This is a genomic window from Rathayibacter sp. AY1F9 (assembly GCF_002932155.1).
Lineage (GTDB): Bacteria > Actinomycetota > Actinomycetes > Actinomycetales > Microbacteriaceae > Rathayibacter.
In genome coordinates this window covers 96,384-121,430 of the sequence record NZ_PSVA01000003.1, presented here as the reverse complement: position 1 = coordinate 121,430, position 25,047 = coordinate 96,384, and the positions used below count along the sequence as shown (strand labels likewise).

The following is a 25,047-nucleotide window of genomic DNA, read 5'->3' as shown; positions in this document are numbered from 1 at the left end:
GCCAGCAGTCGGTCGGGATCGGTCGGTGCTGACCCGGTCCGCGGCGCCGTCAGGAGCTCAGCAGGAGATCGGTCAGGACCTTCCTGCCAAACACTAGTGCGTCCAGTGGAACGCGCTCGTCGACCCCGTGGAACAGCGCCGGGAAGTCCAGGGACGACGGCAGCTGGAGCGGCGCGAATCCGTATCCGGTGATGCCGAGCGTCGAGAGCGCCTTGTTGTCGGTGCCTCCGGAGAGCAGGTACGGGAGGACCTCGGCGCCCGGATCGAACCGGCGGATCGAGGCGGCCATGCTCTCGACGAGGGGGCCGGCGAAGGGCACCTCGAGTCCGATGTCGCGGTGCTGGACGAGGATCTCGACGTGCTCGCCCGCGAGGACCTTCAGGCGCTCGAGCACCGCGTCCTCCTCGCCGGGGAGGACGCGCACGTCGATGGTGGCGTCCGCGGTGTCCGGGATGACGTTGGCCTTGTAGCCGGCCGACAGCATCGACGGATTGGCGGTGGTGCGCAGCGTCGCGGCGATGAAGCGCGAGGCGGTGCCGGTGGCGAGTGCCAGCTCCTCCGGAGTGCTGCGCTGAGGGTCGTGGCCGAGCAGGCGGGCGACCTCGTCGAGCAGCTCGCGCGTGGTGTCGGTGAGGCGGGTGGGCCACTCCTCGCTTCCGATGCGGGCGATCGCCTGCGCCAGCCGGGTGACGGCGTTCTCGGAGTTGATCTGCGAGCCGTGCCCCGCCGTGCCGTGCGCGCGGAGGGTCAGCCACATCAGCGCCTTCTCGCCCGTCTGCACGAGATAGGCCCGCTTGCCGGCCAGCTCGATCGAGTAGCCGCCGACCTCGCTGATCGCCTCGGTCGCTCCGGCGAACAGCTCGGGCCGCTCACGGGCCAGGAATCCCGATCCCCGCACACCGCCCGCCTCCTCGTCGGCGAAGAAGGCGATGACGAGGTCGCGGGAGGGGCGCCTCCCCTCACGGAGGATGTCGCCGAGCGAGGCGAGGATCATCGCGTCCATGTTCTTCATGTCGACCGCGCCGCGGCCCCAGAGCATGCCGTCCTTGATCTCGCCGCCGAACGGGTCGACGCTCCAGTTGTCGGCGATGGCGGGCACCACGTCGAGGTGCCCGTGGACGACGAGGGCGCCGCGCTCGCGGTCCTCCCCGGCGACCCGCGCCACGACGCTCGTGCGTCCCGGGTCGGAGTCGATCAGCTCGGGCTCGAGGCCGAGGTCGCGCAGCTTCGCCGCGACGTACTCCGCGGCCGGGCGCTCCGGCTCCGCCTTCCCGTCGCCGTAGTTGCTGGTGTCGAAGCGGATGAGATCGCGCGCGATGAGCGCCGTCTCGTCGAGGGTGCTGTCGGTCACGGGCGCGCTGTCGATGCTGTCGGACATGCGGGCAACGGTACCGGCGCGGGCTCGACGGCGCGCGGAGGACGGTGGGCCGGGAGGTGGCGTGAGAGGCCCCGGAACCGTGCTAATGTCTTCTTCGGCCGCGGAAACGCAGGTCGAAGGAAACACTCGTCCGGGTGGCGGAAATGGCAGACGCGCTAGCTTGAGGTGCTAGTGCCCGTATAGGGCGTGGGGGTTCAAGTCCCCCCTCGGACACACTGATCGGAACCCCTCGTCTCTCCTCGGAGAGGCGGGGGGTTCCGTCGTTCCCGGCACCGTCCGCTCCTCGCGCCGGCGGGAAAGATGCTGTGGTCGGAGAGAGCAGAAGCCCCGCTCTTTCCCGAAGAGGCGGGGCGTCTCCTGCAGTAAACGGGCGCTCCTGCAGTAAACGGGCGCTCCTGCACCGCAGGGGCGCTCCTGCACCGCAGGGGCCCTCCTGCACAGACCGTGCCTCGGCGTCAGACGCCTGCTGTCGCCGGCGACCAGCCGAGAGCCTGAGCGATCGATTCCACGACAGTGCGCAGGAGCCGCGCGTTGTACTCGACCCCGAGCTGGTTGGGAAGGGTGAGCAGCAGCGTGTCCGCCTCCTGCACGGCGGCGTCCGCAGCGAGCTCGGCGGAGACGGCGTCCGGCTCGCCCGTGTAGCTGCGGCCGAATCGGGCGCGGACGCCCTCGAGGGTGGCGACCTGGTCCTGCTCGCCGCGGCCGCCGAAGTACAGCCGGTCGAGATCGGTCGTGATCGGAAGGACGCTGCGCGACACGGAGACGCGCGGAGTGCGCTCCCAGCCCGCCTCGCTCCACGCGTCGCGGTACTCGCGGATCTGGCGGGCCTGCAGCTCGTCGAAGGGCACGCCCTCCTCCTCCAGGAGCAGGGTCGACGACTGCAGGTTCATGCCCTGCTCGGCTGCCCAGCGCGCGGTCGCGAAGCTGCCGGCACCCCACCAGATCCGGTCCTCGAGGCCGGGCGAGCGCGGCTCGATCGAGAGCGGGAGCGACTGGCGCGTCATCGCCGGATCCGACTGCGCGACCGGCGCTCCGGCGAGCGCCTCCCGGAGGATGCGCACCTTCTGCCGGGCGAGGTCGGGGTCGGTCATCCCCTCCGGGGGGACGAAGCCGAACGCCTCGGACCCGCGCAGGGCGGTCTCGGGCGATCCCCGGCTGACCCCGAGCTCGAGCCGGCCGTCGGAGATCAGGTCGGTGGCGGCCGCCTCCTCCGCCATGTAGAGCGGGTTCTCGTAGCGCATGTCGATGACCCCGGTGCCGATCTCGATGCGGCGGGTGCGCGCGGCGATCGCCGCCAGCAGCGGGAACGGCGAGGCGAGCTGCGGCGCGAAGTGGTGCACGCGGACGTAGGCGCCGTCGATGCCGATCTCCTCCGCCGCCTCCGCGAGCTCGATCGTCTGGAGGAGGACGTCGCGAGCCGAGCGGGTCTGAGACCCGGGGACGGACTGGTAGTGGCCGAAGGAGAGGAAGCCGTTGCGCGAGACCATGCCTGCCTCAGCGCTCGGGGGTCCCCCGCTATTCCCGGAGGGTGTGCACGGCGGACGCCGAACCGCGACAGCGCTCCCGAGGAGTCCTCAATACACGTATGGTGGTCGCGTGCCCGCTGATCGGGGCGGAGAGGGGTCGTCGTGGAGCCGATGGTCGGTCGCCTCGGGGCGACTCTCGGGGTCGCCATGCAGACGATCAGCGGGTCGCAGGTGCAGGCATGCGCTCTCCGTCCGCAGCGGAACCGGTCCCCCGGTCGCGTCTCCGCGTCAGTGCGCCTCGAAGTCGGCGGAGACCGAGGCGGTGACCTCGATGTCCTCCGGCTTGAGGGCCAGCGGCTCCTCAGGAGAGGAGAACGCCTTGGCGCGGCTCATCATCGCCGAGCCGCCCTCGATGCGCGTGTGCGGCCGCAGTCCCGGCTCGAAGAGGGTCAGCACCCGCACCTCGGTCAGGCCGAGGGCCGCCGCATAGGCCTCGGCCCGCTCGCGCGCGTCGCGCACGGCAGCGGTGCGGACCTCGCGCTCGATGCCCGCCCGTCGCGCCGCCGTCACGTCCCAGTCGATCCCCGAGATCTGGATCCCCGGCACCTCCGAGATCGAGCCGACCCAGCGCCCGAGAGCCGCGAAGTCCCGGTACTTCACCCGGACCCCGGCGGCCGCGACATGGAACAGCTGCGTGACGTCCGAGTCCTTGATGTACCGGCGGATCGAGGAGACCGAGATCTGATCGGAGGACCACCAGGTGGCGGCGCCGGACGCCTGCTCGGCGGCCGCCTCCTCACGGACCCGCGCGTGCAGGGCGGTGACCTCGGCGAGCGCCTGGGGTCGGGATCGCGACTCGCGCCGGATCTCGAGGCGGACGGTGCCCCGCTCGGCGGGGTGGAAGTGCTGGGCGAGACCGGCGACGGTGATAGTGACCATGGCCCCATGGTGCCGTACGCACCCCGTCAGCTCCGAGCGGCGAGCATCTCCCGGATGCGGTCGGCGAGGGCCCGCTCCGTCGTCAAGTTGCTGACCAGCTGGGCTCGGTGCCCCCCGCAGGCGCCTGGGAGGGGATCTCCGGTGCTCGGGTCGACCCGGCCCAGCAGTGCCCGCTCCCCCTGGGCGATCGAGGCCTCGAGCAGGGCGAGCCGCCGCTCGAGCCGCTCGATCTCGAAGCTCTCGGGCGTGATGTCGGACTCGCGGAAGTGGCCGGCTGTGGAAGTGGGGACGCTCATCGATGATCCGTTCCGTCGGGGGCGCCCAGGAGCGGCGCCATCACCAGGAAGACACCGGAGAACGGCGATCATGACGCGAAGGCGCGAAATGCACTGAGACGTGGCGCGCCACCGGCGGTCAGGAGCGGAAGACGGCCAGGTTCTCGTTCTCCACGATGGCGAGGGTGCGGACGAGGCGGGTGTAGCGCTCGACGAGCTCGCCCTCCCCCGCGCCCTGCCCCAGCAGGGCCGAGATGCTCTCGGCGGGGAAGAGGGAGACGATCTCCATCGCGACGGCCCGAGCGTGCTCGGAGGAGAGAGTGCGCGCGTACTCCAGAGCGCGGGTCAGCTGCGGCCTCTCCTCCCCCTCCGGACTCGCCGACGGCGCCGTCGTGGCGGCATGGCCGAGGACCGCCACGAAGACGCGGGCGATCTCGTCGACCCGGAGTGCGCGGACCAGGGTCAGCAGACGCGAGGAGACGCGGGAGACGCCGCGCGCGAGGAGCTCTCCGCTGAGGGCGCGCACCTCGATCACGTCGCCGCCGCCGAACTCGCCGGAGACGCGCTTGATGCCAGAGGCGAACAGGCTCGAGCCGGCTCCGATGCTCCGCTCGGCCTCGAGGTTGATCTCGACGCGGCCGCGGCCGGTGGCCACTCCGGAGATCCAGCGCTGCTCCACGGGCGGATGCGCGTGCACGGCGCGGACGAGGGTGCCCGGGCCCGGCCCTCCCAGGGCGCCCAGGATGACCTCGGGGGTGCGCGCCCCGGCGATCCTGGTCGAGACGCCGTTGTGCGCGGCGAGCTCGGCGGCCCGCAGCTTGGAGCGGATGCCCCCTCGGCCGGTACCGCCCTTCTGCACGCCGATGCGGCGCAGCTCCGAGATGCCCAGCTCCTCGAGGTGCACGCCCTCGGCGATGCTGCCGGCGAAGACGCCGGGGACGTCGGTGAGCAGCAGCAGCAGGTCCGCGCCGAGGAGCATCGCCAATCCGCCGGCGACGCCGTCGTTGTCCGAGCCGGCGGAGTCGATCGTGTCGTTGCCGTTGACCACGGGCACGACTCCGGCGTCGAGGGCGTGGCGGATCGCCTCGGCGACGTGTGCCATCTGCCGGGGAGAGGCGAGGTCGGACTCGCCGATGAGGATCTGCGCGACCAGGGCGCCCGAGAGCTCGGCCACCGAGCGGTAGAAGCCCATCAGGACGGTCTGGCCCACCGCTGCCGCCAGGCGGGCGCTGATCGGCTCCTCCTGCGAGCGGGCGAAGAGCGCCCGGCCCGAGGAGACGGCGCCGGAGGAGACCAGCACGACGTCCCAGCCCAGCGCGCGGGCGGCGAAGGCGCTCTCGAGCGCGCTGGCCAGGAGAACGGGATCCGGACCCGACTGCTTGGTGACCGAGCTGGACCCCATCTTGACCACGAGGGTCCTTCTGCGCGGCGCGGCCGGGGCGGTGGCGTCGGAGTCGGCGGGGTCGAGCAGGGCGTCGGACATGGCTCCCATGGTAGAGGCGCGGCAGGAGGCCCTCCCTCGCCGAGACCCGGTGGAGAACGCCCCAGGACGGGGATGTCGGAGGCGGATGCGAGACTGCCCGGGACGCCTGGAACCTCCTCCTCAGTGCGCCTCGCCGGGCGGTCGCGGAAGGGTCCGAGCGGCTCGCCGGTGGATGTCGGTGGCGATTGACATACTCGAACACATGTTCGAACATGGGCAGATGAGCCCCCCTTCATCCCTCGTCTCCGCGGAGACGGCCGAGGCCGCAGAGCCCCTTCTGCGGCAGCTCGCGTCGGTGAAGGAGCTGCAGTCCCGCATCCGGGACATGCAGGCGACCACTCTCGAGACCAGGAGCCTCGCCACCCTGCCGGCCTTCTCCTCCGTGCTCCCGGGCGGCTCGCTCAAGCAGGGTGCCGCCTACTCGGTGGAGGGCTCGATGAGTCTGGCGATGGGGCTGCTCGCCGGCCCGTCCGCCGAGGGCTCGTGGTGCGGCGTGGTGGGCGTCCCGGAGTTCGGGGCCGAGGCCGCGGCCGGCATGGGGATCGACCTCGAGCGCCTGGTGCTCGTGCCCGCACCGGCCGAGCACTGGCTCACCGTCACCGCCGCTCTGGTCGATGTGCTGACCGTCGTGCTCACCCGTCCGCCCGCCTCCGTCTCCTCGGCCGACGTCTCGCGTCTGGGAGCACGACTGCGCCAGCGGGGTGCCGCGCTCGTGATCCTCGGCGAGTGGCCCCAGGCCGAGGCGCGGCTCAGCATCCGCAGCAGCCGCTGGGAGGGGCTCGGCGACGGCCACGGCTACCTGCGCTCCCGGGAGGCGATGGTCGATGTGGTCGGCCGGGCCGGCACCCGGGTGCGCACGGTGCGGATGAGCATGCCCGGCGTCGAGAGCGCCTTCGGCTCCCGGGTCGAGCACGGCCGCCTGCACGAGCGGGCGGTCTGAGATGGCGAGCGCACCCGAGCTGCGGCGGACGATCCTCGTCTGGTGCCCCGACTGGCCCCTCCTCGCGGCCGCCGCCGACGCCGGCCTCGGCGACGAGCACCCCCTGGCCCTCACTGAGAAGAGCCTGGTCTTCGCCTCCTCCCCCGCTGCCCGGGCGGAGGGGGTCCGGCGGGGCATGCGCGTGCGCGAGGCGCAGTCCCGTTGCACGGGTCTCGCCGTCCTCCCGTACGACCCGGTGCTCGACCACCGGGCGTTCGAGCCGCTCATCCAGGCGCTCGAGGAGATCACCCCGGGCGTCCAGCTGATCCGGCCCGGTCTGTGCGCGATCCGTGCCCGCGGTCCGCGCCGCTACTACGGGAGCGAGCAGAGCGCGGCCGAGGCGATCCTGCAGCGGCTGGCCGAGCTGGGTCTTCCCGACGCCCGCATCGGGATCGCCGACGGGCTCTTCGCCTCCGAGCTCGCCGCGAAGCACTCCGGCCGCCCCGTCGCCGTCGTGCCCCCAGGAGCAGCGGCAGACTTCCTCGCCCCGCTCCCGCTCGACGCCCTCGAGACCGAGTCCGTCGCAGCCCCTGCCCGTGCTCCCCGCCGGGGGGACGACCTGGTGGCGCTCCTGCGCAGACTCGGCGTCCGCACCCTCGGCGCCTTCGCCGCCCTCCCTCGCGAGGACGTCGCCGCCCGGTTCGGACCGGAGGGCGCCCACGCGCACCTCCTCGCCGCCGGTGCGGAGTCGGAGACGGTGGTGCCCCGGCTCCCGCCGGAGCGCCTCGACCGGGCGATGGAGTTCGAGCCCCCTCTGGACCGCATCGACCAGGCCGCCTTCGCCTTCCGCGTCCCCGCGGAGGAGTTCGTCGCCGGGCTCACCCGCGCACAGCTGGTCGCGACCGCTATCCGCATCGAGGTCGTCAGCGAGCGCGGTGAGGTCTCCTCCAGGAGCTGGCTGCACCCGAGATGGTTCACCCCGGGCGACGTGCTCGACCGGGTCCGCTGGCAGCTGCAGGGCAGCGGGGAGATCGACACCGGTCTCGGAGCGCCGATCTCGCGGCTGTGCGTCGAGCCCGAGGCGGTCGACGCGATCGGCAACCACGAGCAGGGTCTCTGGGGCACCGCTCCGGAGGAGCGCGTCCACCACGGGCTGAGCCGCGTGCAGAGCATGCTCGGGCACGAGGCCGTGATGACCGCGTCGATCGGAGGGGGTCGATCCCTCCGCGACCGCCAGCACCTGATCCCCTGGGGCGACCGGGAGCCGGGCGACGCACGGCCGAGGACCCTGCCCTGGCCCGGCTCCCTGCCGCCGCCCCTCCCGCCGACGGTCTTCGCGGAGCCCGCGGCCGTGCTCGTCCGCGGACCGAGGGGCGAACCCGTCGCGGTCGACGAGCGCGGCGCCCTCAGCTCCGTGCCCGCCTACTTCACCCCCGGGACCTCTCAGGCACGCCTGGAGCCCCTCGCCGGATGGGCGGGTCCCTGGCCGATCGACGAGCGCTGGTGGGATCCGAGCACCGCCGTCCGCTACGACCGCTTCCAGGTGGTCGACGCCGCCGGTGTCGCCTGGCTGCTGCTCTGCCTCGACGGGGTCTGGGCAGCCGAGGCCCGCTACGACTGAACCGGAGCATCCCTCCACCACCGCGAACGAGCATCGAAGGAGCCCCGATGGGCTGGAACAACCCGCCGATCCCCTGGTCGGAGTTCGAGCGCCGCCTCTCCAGCGGCAAGCGCGCCGACGGCACCGTCGTCCGGGGCGACGGCGGCGACAGTCCGGCCTGGTCGCACAAGCGCCCCGCCTACGTGGCAGGGGACGACGTCCGGCCGCCGGCTCATCCGGTGCCCTACGCCGAGCTGCACGCCCACTCCCACTTCAGCTTCCTCGACGGGGCGAGCAAGCCGGAGCAGCTGGTCGAGGAAGCGGTCCGGCTCGGCATCGACACTCTCGCGCTCACCGACCACGACGGCCTCTACGGCATCGTGAGGATGGCCGAGGCCGCGCAGGGGCACGCCGTCCGCACGGCCTTCGGAGCCGAGCTCTCGATCGGGCTCACCTCGCCTCAGAACGGGGTCGCCGATCCGGAGGGGACCCACCTGCTCGTCCTCGCGCGCCGCGAGGAGGGCTACCACCGCCTCGCCCGTGCGATCACCACCGCCCAGCTCGCCGGAGCTGAGAAGGGCAAGCCGAGCTACGACCTCGAGGAGCTCGCGCGCGCCGCCGACGGCCACTGGATCGTGCTGACGGGCTGCCGCAAGGGAGCGGTCCGTCAAGCGCTCGCCGCCGCAGGAGTGGCCGCGGCCGAGCAGGAGGTCCGCGAGCTCGTCCGGCTCTTCGGTCCCGCCAACGTCCTCGTGGAGCTGTACGACCACGGGGATCCCCTCGCCTCGCGCGCCAACGACCAGCTGGCGGCGATCGCCGAGAAGCTCCGGCTGCGGACGGTCGCCACCGGGAACGTGCACTACGCCCGGCCGGAGGAGCGCCCCCTCCAGACGGCCCTCGCCGCGGTCAGAGCACGCCGGAGCCTCGACGAGATGGACGGCTGGCTCCCCGCCGCGGGCGGCGCCCACCTGCGCTCCGGAGCCGAGATGGCCGAGCGCTTCGGCCGCTACCCCGGCTCCGTGGAGAACACGGTGCGCGTCGCCGACGAGATCGCCTTCGAGCTCGGCCGAGTCCGGCCCCGGCTGCCGCGCCAGGAGGTCCCCGAGGGGCACACCTCGATGAGCTGGCTGCGCGAGCTCGTGCGCGAGGCCGTGCCGGCCAAGTACCCCCGCGCCGACGCCGACGTCCTCGCGCGCCTCGAGAAGGAGCTCGCGGTGATCGAGCAGAAGGACTTCCCGGGCTACTTCCTGATCGTCCACGACATCGTCCACTACGCCAAGCGGAACGGCATCCTCTGCCAGGGACGCGGCTCGGCCGCCAACTCGGCGGTCTGCTACGTCCTGGGAATCACGGCGGTCGACTCGATCTTCTACGACCTGCCGTTCGAGCGGTTCCTCTCCAGCATCCGCGACGAGGAGCCCGACATCGACGTCGACTTCGACTCGGAGCGACGCGAGGAGGTGATCCAGTACGTCTACCGGAAGTACGGACGTCTGAACGCGGCCCAGGTCGCCAACGTCATCACCTACCGGCCCAAGTTCGCCGTGCGCGACATGGCCAAGGCCCTCGGATACAGCGCCGGGCAGCAGGACGGCTGGTCGAAGCAGGTCGAGCGGTGGGGGTCCGTCACCGAGAGCACCGACCACGACATCCCCGAGGACGTGGTCGCCCTGACCACCCGGGTGCTGGGCACGCCCCGGCACCTGGGCATCCACTCCGGCGGCATGGTGCTGACCGACCGGCCCGTGGGCGAGGTCTGCCCGATCGAGCCCGCCCGGATGGAGGACCGCACCGTCCTGCAGTGGGACAAGGACGACTGCGCCTGGATGGGCCTGGTCAAGTTCGACCTCCTCGGGCTCGGGATGCTCGCCGCCCTGCAGTACACGTTCGACCTCGTCGCCGAGCACGTCGGCGAGAAGTGGGACCTCTCCACCCTCCCCCGGGAGGAGAAGGGCGTCTACGACCAGCTCTGCCGCGCCGATTCGATCGGGGTGTTCCAGGTCGAGAGCCGGGCGCAGATGGGCACCCTCCCCCGGCTGCAGCCGCGCCGCTTCTACGATCTGGTGATCGAGGTCGCGCTCATCCGCCCCGGCCCCATCCAGGGCGGTGCGGTCCATCCCTACATCCGCCGCAAACTCGGCGAGGAGCCGGTGACGTACCAGCACCCCCTCCTCGTGACGCCGCTCAAGCGCACCCTCGGCGTGCCGCTCTTCCAGGAGCAGCTCATGCAGGTGGCCGTGGCCGTCGGCGACTGCAACGCGGAGGACGCCGACCTGCTGCGCCGGGCGATGGGGTCCAAGCGCGGGACCGAGAAGATCGAGACCCTCCGCGAGCGGCTCTACCAGGGGATGGCCCGCAACGGCATCACGGGCGAGGTCGCGGACGACATCTACCTCCGGATCCAGGCCTTCGCGAACTTCGGCTTCGCCGAGAGCCATGCGATCAGCTTCGCCCTGCTGGTCTACGCGAGCGCCTGGCTCCGCCTGCACTACCCCGCCGCGTTCACCGCCGCGCTGCTGAGGGCGCAGCCCATGGGCTTCTACGCCCCGCACACCCTGGTCGCCGATGCCCGGCGTCACGGAGTGGAGGTCGTCTCGCCCGACGTCAACCGCTCCCTGGCGCCTCCCGGGCTCGAGGCGAAGGAGGATGCCCCCGCACGCCGGAGGAGCGGCGCCGCCTACGGGAGCGACGACTGCCTCCGCGCCGATCAGCCGCCCACGGGACTGTTCGACCGCACCGAGCACTTCCACACGGACGACCACAGGCGCGACAGCGGCTTCGTGATCCGGCTCGGGCTGGCAGGGGTGAAGGGCATCGGCACCGCGCTCGCCGAGCACATCGTCGCCGAGCGCGAACGCGGCGGACCCTACGCGAGCATGGCCGACCTCTCGCGTCGGGTCGGCACGACCGCGGCTCAGCTGGAGGCCCTCGGCGCCGCGGGCGCCTTCGACTCGCTCGGTCTGCAGCGTCGGCAGGCGCTCTGGGAGGCCGGCACCGCCGCAGGCGACCGCGAGGAGTTCCTCGCCGGTTCCACGGTCGTCGTGCAGCCCCCGCTCCTGCCGATGCTCTCCCCTCAGGAGCGCGTGGTCTTCGACTTCTGGGCCACCGGCATCTCGCCCGACGACCATCCGCTGCGCCACCTCCGCGAGGGACTCGCTCGCCGCGGCGCCCGCTCCTCGGCCGATCTCCCCGCCATCCCCTCGGGGACCCGGATCGAGGTCGGTGGGGTCGTGATCCACCGCCAACGTCCCTCCACAGCCGGTGGAGTGACCTTCCTCAACCTCGAGGACGAGCACGGGATCCTCAACGTGATCTGCTCCGTCGGAGTATGGAACCGCTACCGCCGCGTGGCCCGCGAGGCACCCGCCCTGCTGGTCAGGGGGATCCTCGAGCGCTCCGACGAGGGGGTGACGAACCTCCTCGCCGACAGGTTCGAGACCCTCACGGTCGGCGCTCGCACCACCTCCCGCAACTTCCGATGACCCCTCAGCGGCACCGCCCGCTCGCCCCACGAGAAAGCGACACCATGACCACTCTCGACCACGCCGCTCCCGCTCCGCACCTCGATGCGCCGCTCCTGAACGACCGCGAGCTGCGCGAGCGCGTCTCCTCGCTGATCGGACCGGCCTACCGCCGGGCGCTGTGGCCGATCTTCCTCGACCGCGACGGCGTGCAGCTGCCGATCCTCTACCCGGTGGACGGGCTCCCCGTGCACCCCGACGAGGAGAAGACCGAGCGGATCGTCGCCACCCTCGCCAAGGCCGTGGCGCACCAGGACGTGGGCTCGCTCGCCTTCGCCCTCGAACGTCCCGGGCGCGCCTTCCTCGGCGAGACCGATCGGGTCCTCGCCCGTCACCTGGCGGCGGCGTGCCACAAGCGGGCCATCCCCCTCCGCGCGCTCCTGCTCGTCCACGACGAGGGAGTGCGGGTCGTGACCGCGACGGAGTACGCCGCGGTCACGCTCTGAGCGCTCGGGCCCGAGGCGACCGTTCAGGACAGCGGCGGCCGGCCACCTGATCAGCCGGCCGCCACGGAGCTCAGGCGCTCAGGCGCTCAGCGTCACCAGCAGCGAGGAGGCGCCGAGATCCACCTCGGTGTCCCCGGGCTGCACCGCGTACTCCCCGACGCCGAGCAGCGTCTCCGCCACCTCCGGCAGGGCGATGCGGGCGGCGGACTCGCCGACGTTGATCGCCACGGTCACCCGACCGCGGCCGAGAGTCAGCCAGCGGGCATCCTCGTCGAACTCCACGCGGAGCGACCCGAAGCGCGGGTCCGTCAGCTCGGGGTAGCGGCGGCGGATCGCCGCCAGCTCGCGGTACACCTCGAGGGTGCGGGCGTGACGCCCCTCCCCGACCTCGGACCAGTCGAGCCGCGAGCGCAGGAACGTCTCCGGGTCCTGCGGGTCGGGCACGACCTCCGGATCCCAGCCCATCTTCGCGAACTCCTCGATGCGGCCCTTCGCCGTCGCCTCGCCCAGATCCTTCTCCGGGTGCGAGGTGAAGAACTGCCACGGGGTCGACGCCGCCCACTCCTCGCCCATGAACAGCATGGGAGTGAAAGGGCCCAGCAGCGTCAGAGCAGCGGCGATAGCGAGACGGCCCTCGTCGAGGGACGCCGTCAGACGGTCGCCGACCGCCCGGTTGCCGATCTGGTCGTGGTTCTGGCTGCAGACCACCAGGCGCCAGGTCGGCATGTGCTCGGTGTCCACCGGACGGCCGTGGTGACGGCCGCGGAACGTCGAGAGGGTGCCGTCGTGGAAGAAGCCCCGGGTCAGCACCTTCGCGAGGGCGCCGAGCGGCGCGAAGTCCTCGTAGTAGCCCGTGGTCTCCCCGGTCAGCGCGACGTGGACCGCGTGGTGGAAGTCGTCGCTCCACTGCGCGTCGAGCCCGTAGCCGTGCGCCTCCCGCGGAGTGATCAGCGTCGGGTCGTTGAGGTCGGACTCGGCGATCAGCGTCAGAGGGCGCCCGACGTGGGCCGACAGCACGGCCACCTCGCTCGCCATCTCCTCGAGCACGTGCACGGCCCGCTCGTCCGAGAGGGCGTGCACCGCGTCCAGGCGCAGGGCGTCGACGCGGTAGTCGCGCAGCCACATCAGAGCGTTGTCGATGATGTACCCGCGGACGGTGTCCGAACCCTCGCCGTCCAGGTTGATCGAGCTGCCCCAGGTGTTGGCCTTCTCGTTCTTGAGGTAGGGGCCGAACTCCGGCAGGTAGTTGCCGCTCGGGCCGAGGTGGTTGTAGACGACGTCCTGGACCACGCCGAGGCCGGCACGGTGGGCGGCGTCCACGAAGCGCTGGTACGCCTCGGGTCCGCCGTACGGCTCGTGCACGGCGTACCAGAGGACGCCGTCGTAGCCCCAGTTGTGCGTTCCGTTCACCGCGTTGACCGGCAGCAGCTCGATGAAGTCCACGCCGATCGAGCGCAGGTGCTCGAAGCGCTCCGCCGCCGCGTCCAGGGTGCCCTCGGGTGTGAACGTGCCGAGGTGCAGCTCGTAGATGACGGCGCCGGCGAGCTCGCGCCCGGTCCAGGCGGAGTCGCCCCACTCGTGCGCCGAGGGGTCGAACGTGCGCGAGAGCTCGTGCACGCCCTTCGGCTGGCGACGCGAGCGGGGGTCCGGCAGCGGACCACTGCCGTCCACCCGGTACCCGTAGTCGACCTCGCCGGTGGCCGGGGCCGACGCGGGCGCCCGCCACCATCCGTCGTCTCCGTGGCGGGTCATCGTCAGCGACGAGTCGCCGCCGAGGAGGAGCTCGACCGTCGAGGCCTCGGGGGCCCAGACGTCGAACCGCTCGGGACCGGTCGTCGGAAGTGCGTAGCGGTAGGGAGTCGTGCTGATCACTGCTGTCTCCAGGAGGGGTCGTATCGGTCTGGGGTGCGGTGGCGGAACCGATCAGGAGACCGGGGCGAGCAGTGCCACGGGGTAGTCGGCGAGGATCTCGGCGACCGGAGTCACTCCTCCCGCGAAGGTGCGGCCGGTGAGGACGTCCTCCATCGGGTGCCCGGGCAGGACCACGACCGTGCCGTTCCACCCGCCCGAAGCGGCGAGGCCCTCGGGGAGCCGGGTCGCGACGGTCAGCGCGCCGCCGCGGTCGAAGGCGATCGCGTGCTCGGCGGCGGGCCCGATCGCGGGGACGGCGGCGTAGCGGGTGAACAGCTCGGGGCGGTCGCGGCGGAGCCGGAGGGCGCGCGAGGTGACGAGGAGCTTCGCGGCTCCCTCGGCGTCGATCGCGGGCTTCCAGCCGCCGTCGATCCGCTCCAGCAGCGCTCGACGCTGCCCGAAGTCGACCTCGCGGCGGTTGTCCGGGTCGACGAGGGAGGTCTCCCAGAGCTCGCTGCCCTGGTAGACGTCCGGGATGCCCGGGGCGGTGATCTGCACGAGCTTCGCGGCGAGGCCGTTCGACCAGCCGGCGGCCGACACCCGCTCGACGGTCTGCTCGACCAGCCGGCGGACGGCGGGCTCGTCGAACGCCGCGTCGATCGCCGCGTGCATCCGCTTCTCGAACTGCTCGTCAGGAGCGGTCCAGTGCGTCGAGTCGTCGGCCTCGCGCGACGCCTTCTCGGCGTAGGCGTGCAGGCGCTCGCGGCTCGCGGGCCAGGTCCCCACGACGGCCTCCCAGAGCAGGTGCTCGATCGGGCCGTCGCCGAAGCCGACGAGGGCGTGGAGCTCGCGGAGCGTCGCCGCCCACGCCTCCGGGTCCTCGGCCAGTGCGGTGATGCGGGCACGGGTGTCCTCGCCGCGCTTCGTGTCGTGGGTCGAGAGCGTGGTGAGCGAGGCGGGGAACGAGGCCTGGCGCACGGCCTGGCGGCGGTGGAACTCGACCAGGTCGATCGCGAACTCGTCCGGGTCCGCTCCGACCTCGTTCAGCGAGGTGAGGCGGCTGAAGCGGTAGAACGCCGTGTCCTCGACGCCCTTCGCCATCACCATGCCGGAGGTCTGCTGGAAGCGCACGGACACCGGCGTGCCGGTCTCGCCGAGCGCCGCGGCGACCTCGTCGATGGTCGCGCGGATCTCGGGACGGCGGCGCACGGCGTCGACGCGGGCGTGCTCGAGGTGCTCCGCTCCGTAGGGGAGGTAGCTGCGGTAGACCGGGTAGGTCGCCAGGAGCTCCGCCAGCGCGTCGTCCGCTCCCTCGATGCCGGGGATCAGGCGGGCCAGCCGCAGGACCTCGGAGCGGAGGATGCCGTCGGCGATGCCGCGCTTGGTGTCGTGGATGAGGTCGGCCCACTGCAGCGGGGCGCCCTTCCCCGTGAGCTCGGCGTCGAGGCCCTCCAGCACGGGGCGGGCGTCGGGGTCGACCAGGATGCGGTCGACGTCGGCCAGGGCGTCGTAGCCCGTGGTGCCGACGGTCGCCCAGTGCGGCGGGAGCTCCTCGTCGCCCTCGAGGATCTTCTCGACCCAGACCGGGGCGCCGCCGATCGCGCGGGCCAGGTCGTCGAGGTATCCGCCCGGGTCGGCCAGGCCGTCCGGGTGGTCGACGCGCAGGCCGTCTGCGAGCCCCTCGGTGAACCAGCGGACGATCTCGGCGTGCGAGGCGTCGAACACCTCGGGCCGCTCGACCGTGATGGCGGCGAGGGTGTTCACCGCGAAGAAGCGGCGGTAGTTCAGCTCGGCGTCGGCGCGGCGCCAGTTCACGAGCTCGTAGCTCTGGCGCGCGTGCACCGTGCGGCCGGAGTCGCCGGGCTCGGCGGTGCCGGGCGCGATCGGCAGGCGGTTCTCGTAGTAGTGCAGCTCGTCGCCGACGACCTCGAGCGCGTCGAGTTCGCTGTCGCTGTCGCCCTCGCTCGCACCGTCGCCGAGGATCGGCACGCGCAGCTTCCCGCCCCCCGCCTCCCAGTCGATGTCGAAGGCGGTGGCGTAGCGGGAGGACTTCCCGTTCCTCAGCAGGTCCCACCACCACGAGTTCTCGCTCGGGGTCGCGACGCCCATGTGGTTGGGGACGATGTCGATGAGGACGCCGAGGCCCTCCGCCCGCGCCGCGGCCGAGGCGTTCGCCAGGCCGGCCGCGCCACCGCGGTCGGGATCGACCTCGGTGTGTGCCACCACGTCGTAGCCGTGGTCCGAGCCGGGCTCGGCCTTCAGCAGCGGCGAGAAGTACAGCCAGTCCGCTCCGAGCGCGCGCACGTAGTCGGCGACGCGGGCGGCGTCGTCGAGGTCGAACGCCGACCGGATCTGGAGGCGGTAGGTGGAGGCGGGCAGACGCACGTCAGGCTCCTGTCGAGGGTGCGGTCGCGGAGTCGGTCGACTCGGCGTGGGGGCTGGTGGGTCCCGTCGAGGAGACGATCGGGATGGCCGAGGTGGCCGCCAGGGACGCGAGCGAGGCGGCGACCGAGTGGTCGACCTCGGGCTCGGGGGTGCTGTGCTCCTGGAGGATGACGAGCGACTTCGCCTGGACGGTGAGCATCGCCCCCGCCGGACGCGGGATCGAGTCCGCCTCGGCGCCGGCGGTGTCGACGAGGACGCTCCACTCGAGCGCGTACTCGTCGCTCGGGATCGCGAACTCGACGTCGACGTCGTCGGCGTTGAAGTACAGGAGGAAGCTGACGTCGGTGACGGGGCGCCCGCGCTGGTCGCGCTCGCGGATCCCGTTGCCGTTGAGGTAGATGCCCACCGATCGGCCGAGACCGGAGTCCCAGTCGGACGGGGACATCTCGGTGCCGGCGGCGGTGAACCAGACGATGTCGGGCAGGGGCTCGCCGTCGCCGCGCAGCACGGGGCGGCCGTCGAAGAAGCGCATGCGGCGGAAGGTCGGGTGCTCGGCGCGCAGGCGGATGAGCGCCGCGGTGAACTCGAGCAGCGGCCGGTCGGCGTGCGCCCAGTCGATCCAGGTCAGCTCGCTGTCCTGGGCGTAGGTGTTGTTGTTGCCGTTCTGGGTCCGGCCCAGCTCGTCGCCGTGGAGGATCATCGGGACGCCCTGGGAGATCAGCATCGTCGCGAGGAAGTTCCGCTGCTGGCGCGCCCGGAGCGCGAGCACCCGCGAGTCGTCCGTGGGCCCCTCCACGCCGTGGTTCCAGGAGCGGTTGTGCGACTCGCCGTCGTTGCCGTCCTCGCCGTTGGCGTCGTTGTGCTTCTCGTTGTACGAGACCAGGTCCCGGAGGGTGAAGCCGTCGTGCGCCGTGACGAAGTTGATCGAGGCGACCGGGTAGCGGCCCGAGTGCGCGTAGAGGTCGGCCGAGCCGGTGAGGCGCGAGGCGAACTCCCCCAGCGTCGACGGCTCGCCGCGCCAGAAGTCGCGGACCGTGTCGCGGTACTTGCCGTTCCACTCCGTCCACTGGGGCGGGAAGTTTCCCACCTGGTAGCCGCCGGGCCCGACGTCCCACGGCTCGGCGATCAGCTTCACCTGCGAGACCACCGGGTCCTGCTGGACGAGCTCGAAGAAGGTGGAGAGCCGGTCGACGTCGTAGAACTCGCGTGCCAGCGCCGAGGCGAGGTCGAAGCGGAAGCCGTCGACGCGCATCTCCGTCACCCAGTAGCGCAGCGAGTCCATGATCAGCTGGAGCGAGTGCGGGTGTCGCACGTTCAGGGTGTTCCCGGTGCCGGTGTAGTCCATGTAGTAGCGCTTGTCGTCGTCGACGAGGCGGTAGTACGCCTCGTTGTCGATGCCGCGGAACGACAGGGTGGGGCCGAGGTGGTTGCCCTCCGCCGTGTGGTTGTAGACCACGTCGAGGATGACCTCGATGCCGGCAGCGTGGAGCGCCTTCACCATGCTCTTGAACTCCTGGACCTGCTGGCCCTGGTCGCCCGTGGAGGAGTAGGTGTTCTGCGGAGCGAAGAAGCCGATCGTGTTGTAGCCCCAGTAGTTCGAGAGGCCCTTGTCCATCAGCGTCGAATCGTTCACGAACTGGTGCACGGGCATGAGCTCGATCGCCGAGACGCCCAGGTGCTTGAGGTGGTCGATCACCGCAGGGTGGGCGACTCCGGCGTAGGTGCCGCGGAGCTCCTCCGGCACGTCGGGGTGCGTCTTGGTGAGCCCCTTCACGTGCGCCTCGTAGATCACGGTGCTGTCGTAGGAGGTGCGCGGGCGGCGGTCACCGGCCCAGTCGAAGAAGGGGTTGATGACGACGCCCATCATCATGTGCGGCGCCGAGTCCTCGTCGTTCGTCGAGTCCGGGTCGCCGAAGGTGTACGAGAAGAGGGACTGGTCCCAGTCGATCTCCCCCGAGATCGCCTTCGCGTAGGGGTCCAGCAGCAGCTTGTTCGGGTTGCAGCGGTGGCCGGCATCGGGGTCGTACGGTCCGTGGATGCGGAAGCCGTAGCGCTGGCCCGGCTGGACCTGCGGGAGGTAGCAGTGCCAGACGTAGGCGTCCGACTCCTGGATCTCGACGCGCGTCTCGGTGCCGTCCTCCTCGAAGAGGCACAGCTCGACGCGCTCGGCGATCTCGCTGAACAGGGCGAAGTTCGTGCCGCTTCCGTCGAACGTCGCGCCCAACGGGTAGGCGGTTCCGGGCCAGGTCTCCACGAGACTCCTCAGGGGATTGTTCTCGGGCAGTCCGGGAGACGCCGATGTGCGGTCTGCGGATGCCCGACGTCGGGGGTGATGGTCCGTCACTTCCGCGACGGACCGACTGCTCAGCTTAGCGAGCGTGTCTCGAGCATTCCCCTGACGGTCAGCGCTCATCGCGCGGTCCTCCTCCGGTGGTCACGACCGGCGGCCGGAACCGCCGTCCGGTTCGTCCTGCGGGCGCGTGAGCGGGCAGGTCGTTCCGGTGGGTCACGCTCGAACAGTACGGTCGCGCCCGGTCCGCCGGGGAGGGCTGGCGCCGCGCCGGGTGCATCGGCTAGAACGCGCCGGGGGGACTGTCCGGTGCACGCGGAGGGGACGGCCGGGCTGGGCAGGAGCAGCGATCGGCCCCGTCGTCGGGGCCACGGCGCCACTCACCGGGGCGCCGCACCGCGATCAGTGCGAGCCGAGCCTGCGCCGCAGGAGGTCGATCCGCGCCTGCAGCTGGGTCACGCTCGCCTGCGCCACCGCGGGTCCGCCGCAGAGCCGGCGCAGCTCGGTGTGCACCTGGCCGTGCGACTCGCCCGTCCCCCGCGCCCACAGACCGACCAGGGAGTTGAGCAGGCTGCGCTGCTCCTTGAGCGTGCGGTAGAGCGGCGCCGGGATCTCGCTCGCCGGCTCGGCCGGGGCCGCCGCCCCCGCGCGGCTGCCGGCGCGCTTGGCCTGCCGCTGCTGCCGGTGCTGGAGCAGCTCCCGCACCTGGTCGGGCTCGAGGAGCCCCGGCAGGCCGATGAAGTCGAGCTCCTCCTCGCTCTCGACCTCGACCTCCATCCCGAACTCGGCGCCCTCGTAGACGACGCGGTCGAAGGTGGCGGCCGAGCCGATCGACTCGAAGCGGCCCTCCTCCAGGAGATCGGAGGACGCCTTGTCGCTGCGCTCGGCGTCGGCCATCAGGTCGGCCTCGGGGTACTCCTCGTCGTCGGAGGTCCTGCGGTCGAGGGCGTGATCGCGCTGCAGCTCCATCGAGCCCGCCAGCGCGAGCAGGCCGGGCACGTTCGGGAGGAACACCGAGGCGGTCTCGCCGCGGCGCCGCGCGCGCACGAAGCGGCCGATCGCCTGGGCGAAGAACAGCGGAGTCGACGCCGATGTCGCGTAGACGCCGACGGCGAGCCTCGGCACGTCGACGCCCTCGGAGACCATGCGGACCGCGACCATCCAGCGACTGGTGTCCTTCGCGAACTCCTCGATCCGGTCGCTCGCCTCCTTCTCGTCGGAGAGCACGACGGTGACGGTCTCGCCGCTGATCTCGCGGAGCATCGCGGCGTAGGCGCGCGCGGTGTAGTGGTCGGTCGCGATGACCAGGCCGCCGGCGTCGGGCACGGCGCGCCGCACCTCGGTGAGGCGGGTGTTGGCGGCGCGGAGGACCGAGGGGATCCAGTCGCCCTTCGGGTCCAGCGCGGTCCGCCAGGCCTGCGAGGTGATGTCCTTGGTGTTGCCCTCGCCGAGCCGCGCCTCCATCTCGTCGCCGGCCTTCGACTTCCAGCGCATCTGCCCGGCGTAGACCATGAACAGCACCGGCCGGACGACGCCGTCCGCGAGCGCGCGGCCGTAGCCGTAGGCGTAGTCGGTGAGCGAGGTGCGGATGCCCTCCTCGTCCGGCAGGTAGCTGACGAACGGGATCGCCGCCGTGTCCGAGCGGAACGGCGTCCCGGTCAGCGAGAGCCGGCGGACCGCGGGCTCGAAGGCCTCGCGCACCGCGTCGCCCCAGCTGAGGGCGTCGCCGGCGTGGTGCACCTCGTCGAGGATGACGAGGGTGCGCCCGGACAGGGTGAGCTCGCGGTGGAGCTCGGCGCGGACGGCGACCTGCGCGTAGGTGACGGCGACGCCGTGGTAGTGGCGGGCGTGGCGGCCCATGCGGTTGGTGAAGGTCGGGTCCAGGCGGATGCCGACGCGGTGCGCGGCCTCGGCCCACTGGCGCTTGAGGTGCTCCGTCGGCGCGACCACGGTGATCCGGTCGACCGTGCGGTTGTGCAGCAGCTCGGCGGCCAGCCGCAGCGCGAAGGTGGTCTTGCCCGCGCCCGGGGTCGCGGCGGCCAGGAAGTCGCGCGGCTCGTGCTGGAAGTAGGCCTCGAGCGCCTCCGCCTGCCAGGCGCGGAGCTTGTTCGCGGTACCCCACGGCGCCCTGCCCGGGAACGACGGGGACAGGTGCTCAGCGGCGGAGGTGCCGACCTGATGACCGAAGCTCGAGGGACTGTTCACGTGGACCGAATCTAGCCGACGCCTCCGACAGCGGCTCGGTCTCCGCGGCCCGCCGGGAGGCGCACGGCGTGTCGCGCCGTGCCACCGGCGGCCGGGTGCGGAGCATGATGGAGGGATGGTCGAGCAGCGTCATCCGTGGTCCCGCTACGTCGCCCTGGGCGACTCCTTCACCGAGGGGATCGGCGATCCCGAGCCCGGCAGCCCCGGCGGGCACCGCGGCTGGGCGGACCGCGTGGCGGAGGTCCTGGGCAGCCAGAACGAGGACTTCGCCTACGCCAACCTGGCGGTCCGCGGCCGCCTCCTGCAGCAGATCGTCGACGAGCAGGTCGAGCCCGCCCTGGAGCTGCGCCCCGACCTCATCACCATCTCCGCGGGCGGGAACGACGTCATCCGCCCGGGGACCGACCCCGACGACATCGCGTCCCGCTTCGAGTCGGGCCTCGCCCGGCTCCGCTCCGACGGGGCGACCGTCGTCCTCTTCACCGGAGTGGATGTGGGCTTCTCCCCCGTGTTCGGGCGGATCCGCGGGAAGGTCGCGATCTACAACGAGAACCTGCGGGCGCTGGCCAAGCGGTACGACTGCATCGTCGCCGACCAGTGGTCCCTCCAGGAGATCCAGGACGTGCGGATGTGGGCGCCGGACCGCCTGCACCTCAACCCGCACGGCCACCACGAGGTCGCGCGCATGGTCCTCGAGTCGCTGAACGTCGAGAACGACCTGCGCCCCCTCGCCCCGGAGCCGCTGCACGCCCGCACGTGGCGTGCCGCCCGCACGGAGGACATCCAGTGGGCGCGGGAGTACCTCGTGCCCTGGGTGCTGCGCCGAGTCCGCCACCAGTCCTCCGGCGACTTCATCACCGCCAAGCGGCCCTCCGCCGAGCGCTGGAGCATCGATCCCGCGGCCTCGGAGCCGGGCTCGGTCGTGCCGGGCAACGCGACGCCGGAGGAGGTCGCCGAGGACATCGCGACCGCCGGCGTGCGGATCATCGGCGATAGGGCCGCGGATCCCCTGGCCTGATCCGCTCCCGGGAGGCGGCGGCTCGCCCCGCGCTCAGCCGAACAGCTCGGCCGGGTGGCCGAGGCGCCAGGCGAAGCCCGGGTCCTCGATCGACCCGTCGGCGACGAGGGGAAGCTCGTACGGGGTGCCGTTGACGTCGACGGTCGCGGTCCCCACGCGCTCGCCGTCGGCGACGGTCTCGAGCGGATCGAGGGCGACCGTGGTCGTCGTCGAGACCGCGCCCCACACCAGCACGGACCGCGCCTCCGCGGTCTCGGCCGTCGCCGTCTCCCCCCAGGCGCTCGTGAGGGTGCCGTAGTCCTGGCCCTCGACGGTCAGCGGGACGGTCCGGAAGCCCGCCTCGACGGTCGGGACGAGGGTCAGCACGTCCGCGGCGAGCTGCGGGTGCGTGCGCGCGCCCACCACCACGCCGACCAGGGTGACCGGCCGGCCCTCGACGGTCGAGTCGAGCGAGAACAGCAGGCACGAGCCCGCCTCGTCGGTCGTCCCCGTCTTGATCCCGTCCACTCCCGAGCGGCCGAGGAGCGAGTTGGTGTTGTCGACCTCGCCGACCCCCGGGATGACCGCGGTCGGCATCGCGACGATCGGAGCGAGCACCGGGTCCGCGATCAGCAGCTCGCCCAGGCGCACCATCTCGGCCGTCGTGCTGACCGTCGCCGGCGAGAGCCCGCTGGTGTCGGCGAGGGAGGTCCGCTCGAGCCCCTGCCCGTCGAGCCAGCCGCGCGCCGCGGCGAGGAAGGCGTCCTCCGAGCCGTACGCCCAGATCGCGAGCGACTTCGCGTAGTTGTTCGCGGACGGGAGCATCATGGCGGTCAGCGCCTCCCGCTCGGTCAGCTGCAGACCCGCGGTGACCGGAGCGTTCGAGCCGTTCTCGGCCAGGGTGTCGTTGTAGTACTGCACGTCCGCGCTCGTGAAGGTGATGGTCTCCCCGTCCGTCCCCGCCGCGATCGGCTTCGCCGCGAGGACGACGAGAGCGGTGACGACCTTGGCGATGCTCCCCGTCGGCACGGTTCCGGTGGAGCCGTAGCGGGCGAGCAGCCCGTCCTCCTCCGTCCCGTCGATGCCCACGGCCGCCACGGCGCCGGAGCCGTAGGCAGGCCAGGCCAGAGCGGGCGCGTCGACGGTGCTCGAGACGGGGTCCACCGCGACGGCGCTCGCCGTCGGCAGCTCCGCGGTCGCCGCGTTGGTCGCGTAGGCACCGCCTCCGCCGACCAGCACGGTCGCGGCGACGAGACCGGCGACGACCGCCCCGCGCCGTCGACGCGGTCGCGGCTCCGGCGCGGCGGGCTCCCCGAACAGGTCGAGGGCGTCGTCGGATCGGGTCGGGGAGGTCACCCCGTCATCGTACGGGCGGGCCTCTCATCCGTCCCGGACGCCGCCCCGTCGTCGGACGCGGCGGGTGACGCGCGGCACCGACCCCGATCCAGCGTCGGGAGCGTCAGCAGCAGGTCACCGCGGGGCCGCCGAGCGCCGGAGCCGGGCGGTCAGCGCCCGCGGGTCAGCGCCCACAGTGCGACGGCGCTCGCCGAGGCCACGTTGAGCGAGTCGACGCCGTGCAGCATCGGGATGGTGACGACGGTGTCCGAGGCGTCCAGCGCCGCGCGGCTGAGCCCGTCCCCCTCGGCGCCCAGGACGATCGCGACGCGCTCGGGGCGAGCCGCCGCGTACTCGTCGAGCGGCACCGCGTCCGGAGCGAGCGCCAGCGCGGCGACCGAGAACCCGGCCTCCTCCAGAGCGCGGCGAGCCGGTGCCCACTCGGGGGTGCGCGTCCACGGCACCTGCAGGACCGTGCCCATGCTCACCCGGACGCTGCGCCGGTACAGGGGGTCCGCGCACCGCGGCGTCACGAGCACCGCGTCCGCGCCCATGCCGGCCGCGGCGCGGAAGACGGCGCCGACGTTGGTGTGGTCGACCAGGTCCTCCAGGATCACGACGAGGCGCGCGCCCTCCAGCAGCTCGGCCATCGGCCGCAGCGGCGGACGGTGCATCGAGGCGAGCGCTCCGCGGTGGAGGTGGAACCCGGTCAGCTCCTCGATCAGCGGATCCGGCGCCACGAAGACCGGCACCTCGGGATGACGCTCGAGCACCCCGGCCGCGTCCGGCAGCCGCTTCTCCTGCACCAGGACCGAGCGGGGACGGTGCCCGGCGTCGAGCGCCCGCTCGATCACCTTGGCCGACTCGGCGATGTACAGACCGCCCTCCGGCTCCAGCACCCGCCGCAGCGCCACGTCGGTGAGGCGGTGGTAGTCGGCGAGGAGCGGGTGGTCGAGGTCGGTGATGTGCACGATCGGCATCCCGGCAATCTAGGGCACGGCGCGGACTAAACTCGTCCAGGGGCCGCTCGAACGGCCCTCGAAGGAGGCGCGGATGGAGTCGAGTCCGACACCGGTCGCCGAGGGCCCCGAGGCGCTCGCGGTCGAGCAGGCCGTCGAACTCCTCAGCGGGCGCCGCATCGCCGCCGTCACCGGCGCGGGCATGAGCACCGACTCGGGCATCCCCGACTACCGCGGAGCCGGGGCACCGGTGCGCAGCCCGATGACCTACTCCCAGTTCGTCGCCGATCCCGACTACCGCCGCCGGTACTGGGCCGGCAGCCAGCTCGGCTGGCGCCGGTTCACCAGCACGCTCCCCAACGACGGCCACCGGGCCCTGGCCCGGCTCGAGGAGCGCGGCCTGCTCACGGGCGTCGTCACGCAGAACGTCGACGGCCTGCACGTCCGGGCCGGCTCGCGCCGCGTGGTGGATCTGCACGGCTCGGCGGACCGTGTGCGCTGCATGACCTGCGGCCAGTACTTCGCCCGCGACGCGGTGGCCGAGCGGATCGAGGCGCTCAACCCCTGGCTCGACGACCCCGACGTCTCCTCCCTCAACCCCGACGGCGACGCCGAGGTCCACGACGTCTCGGCGATGACCGTCCCCGAGTGCACGGTCTGCGGCGGGATCCTGAAGCCGGACATCGTCTTCTTCGGCGAGTTCATCCCGACCGAGCGGTTCGAGGAGGCGCGCGCCATCGTCGCGGGCGCCGACGCGCTGCTCGTGGCCGGCTCGTCGCTCGTGGTCAACTCCGGCATCCGCTTCCTCGAGATCGCCCGTCGCGCCCGGATGCCGATCGTGATCGTCAACCGCGGCACCACCAAGGGCGACTCGCGCGCGAGCATCAAGATCGACGGCGGCACCAGCGAGGTGCTCCGCGAGCTCGCCGAGCGCCTGCCCGCGCGCCGCACCGCCGCCCTCTGAGCTCCCGCCCGCTCCGCACCCGACCTCCCGAGAG

17 protein-coding genes and 1 tRNA gene are annotated in these 25,047 nt (G+C 72.5%); 7 read left to right on the top strand and 11 right to left on the bottom strand.

Annotation, left to right across the window (positions count from 1 at the left end; all coding sequences use genetic code 11):
* Positions 1-49 precede the first annotated feature (49 nt).
* Entirely contained in the window at positions 50-1,378 is a 1,329-nt protein-coding gene (locus tag C5C37_RS03680) for a M20/M25/M40 family metallo-hydrolase (protein WP_181068004.1), read from the bottom strand.
* A 128-nt stretch (positions 1,379-1,506) separates the two neighbouring features.
* Here C5C37_RS03680 and C5C37_RS03675 point away from each other — a divergent pair.
* Positions 1,507-1,591 (top strand) — tRNA-Leu (locus tag C5C37_RS03675).
* Positions 1,592-1,833: 242 nt separating this feature from the next.
* Here C5C37_RS03675 and C5C37_RS03670 read toward each other — a convergent pair.
* The 4 genes from C5C37_RS03670 to proB all read right to left on the bottom strand — a co-directional run bounded on the left by C5C37_RS03670 (position 1,834) and on the right by proB (position 5,541).
* A complete protein-coding gene (locus tag C5C37_RS03670) occupies positions 1,834-2,865 on the bottom strand; it encodes an LLM class flavin-dependent oxidoreductase (RefSeq protein ID WP_104338485.1) in 1,032 nt (343 codons plus the stop codon).
* Between the two features lie 267 nt (positions 2,866-3,132).
* Positions 3,133-3,783 carry an SIMPL domain-containing protein gene (locus C5C37_RS03665; RefSeq protein ID WP_104222004.1) on the bottom strand — a complete coding sequence of 217 codons (651 nt, stop codon included), beginning with the start codon at positions 3,781-3,783 and terminating at the stop codon, positions 3,133-3,135.
* A 26-nt stretch (positions 3,784-3,809) separates the two neighbouring features.
* Positions 3,810-4,079, bottom strand: a complete 270-nt coding sequence (locus tag C5C37_RS03660) for a hypothetical protein (protein ID WP_104222002.1) — start codon at positions 4,077-4,079, stop codon at positions 3,810-3,812.
* Between the two features lie 118 nt (positions 4,080-4,197).
* Positions 4,198-5,541 carry a glutamate 5-kinase gene (proB, locus tag C5C37_RS03655; protein WP_181065651.1) on the bottom strand — a complete coding sequence of 448 codons (1,344 nt, stop codon included), beginning with the start codon at positions 5,539-5,541 and terminating at the stop codon, positions 4,198-4,200.
* Between the two features lie 220 nt (positions 5,542-5,761).
* Here proB and C5C37_RS03650 point away from each other — a divergent pair, with 220 nt between their 5' ends.
* From C5C37_RS03650 to C5C37_RS03635, 4 genes are read left to right on the top strand one after another with little or no spacing between them, the layout of a single operon-like run.
* Positions 5,762-6,481: a hypothetical protein gene (locus C5C37_RS03650; protein WP_104273061.1), complete on the top strand. Its 720-nt coding sequence runs from the start codon at positions 5,762-5,764 to the stop codon at positions 6,479-6,481.
* 1 nt (position 6,482) lies between these two features.
* Positions 6,483-8,081 (top strand): DNA polymerase Y family protein, encoded by a 1,599-nt coding sequence (locus tag C5C37_RS03645; protein WP_104262932.1) that lies wholly within the window; start codon positions 6,483-6,485, stop codon positions 8,079-8,081.
* A gap of 47 nt (positions 8,082-8,128) precedes the next feature.
* Complete coding sequence (locus C5C37_RS03640) at positions 8,129-11,542, top strand: error-prone DNA polymerase (protein WP_104338484.1); 3,414 nt, start codon at positions 8,129-8,131, stop codon at positions 11,540-11,542.
* A gap of 44 nt (positions 11,543-11,586) precedes the next feature.
* Positions 11,587-12,027 (top strand): hypothetical protein, encoded by a 441-nt coding sequence (locus tag C5C37_RS03635; RefSeq protein ID WP_104221992.1) that lies wholly within the window; start codon positions 11,587-11,589, stop codon positions 12,025-12,027.
* Positions 12,028-12,105: 78 nt separating this feature from the next.
* Here the strand turns inward: C5C37_RS03635 and treZ are convergent, their stop codons facing one another.
* The 4 genes from treZ to C5C37_RS03615 all read right to left on the bottom strand — a co-directional run bounded on the left by treZ (position 12,106) and on the right by C5C37_RS03615 (position 20,758).
* Positions 12,106-13,899: a malto-oligosyltrehalose trehalohydrolase gene (gene treZ / locus C5C37_RS03630; RefSeq protein ID WP_258074030.1), complete on the bottom strand. Its 1,794-nt coding sequence runs from the start codon at positions 13,897-13,899 to the stop codon at positions 12,106-12,108.
* A gap of 51 nt (positions 13,900-13,950) precedes the next feature.
* A complete protein-coding gene (treY, locus tag C5C37_RS03625) occupies positions 13,951-16,263 on the bottom strand; it encodes a malto-oligosyltrehalose synthase (RefSeq protein ID WP_104338483.1) in 2,313 nt (770 codons plus the stop codon).
* Position 16,264: 1 nt separating this feature from the next.
* Positions 16,265-18,517, bottom strand: a complete 2,253-nt coding sequence (gene glgX / locus C5C37_RS03620; protein WP_104268648.1) for a glycogen debranching protein GlgX — start codon at positions 18,515-18,517, stop codon at positions 16,265-16,267.
* 438 nt (positions 18,518-18,955) lie between these two features.
* Positions 18,956-20,758: a DEAD/DEAH box helicase gene (locus C5C37_RS03615; RefSeq protein ID WP_104237466.1), complete on the bottom strand. Its 1,803-nt coding sequence runs from the start codon at positions 20,756-20,758 to the stop codon at positions 18,956-18,958.
* Between the two features lie 115 nt (positions 20,759-20,873).
* On the opposite strand from C5C37_RS03615, the gene C5C37_RS03610 reads away from it, so the two are divergent.
* Positions 20,874-21,776, top strand: a complete 903-nt coding sequence (locus tag C5C37_RS03610) for an SGNH/GDSL hydrolase family protein (protein ID WP_104246814.1) — start codon at positions 20,874-20,876, stop codon at positions 21,774-21,776.
* A gap of 33 nt (positions 21,777-21,809) precedes the next feature.
* Here C5C37_RS03610 and C5C37_RS03605 read toward each other — a convergent pair whose 3' ends face one another.
* Both C5C37_RS03605 and C5C37_RS03600 read right to left on the bottom strand, forming a co-directional pair.
* Positions 21,810-23,111, bottom strand: a complete 1,302-nt coding sequence (locus C5C37_RS03605) for a D-alanyl-D-alanine carboxypeptidase family protein (RefSeq protein ID WP_104246813.1) — start codon at positions 23,109-23,111, stop codon at positions 21,810-21,812.
* Between the two features lie 149 nt (positions 23,112-23,260).
* Positions 23,261-24,070, bottom strand: coding sequence for an RNA methyltransferase (locus tag C5C37_RS03600; protein ID WP_104232619.1), 810 nt, complete (start codon positions 24,068-24,070; stop codon positions 23,261-23,263).
* A 73-nt stretch (positions 24,071-24,143) separates the two neighbouring features.
* Between C5C37_RS03600 and C5C37_RS03595 the strand changes: the two genes are divergently transcribed.
* Positions 24,144-25,013 carry a Sir2 family NAD-dependent protein deacetylase gene (locus tag C5C37_RS03595; RefSeq protein ID WP_104250355.1) on the top strand — a complete coding sequence of 290 codons (870 nt, stop codon included), beginning with the start codon at positions 24,144-24,146 and terminating at the stop codon, positions 25,011-25,013.
* Positions 25,014-25,047 lie beyond the last annotated feature (34 nt).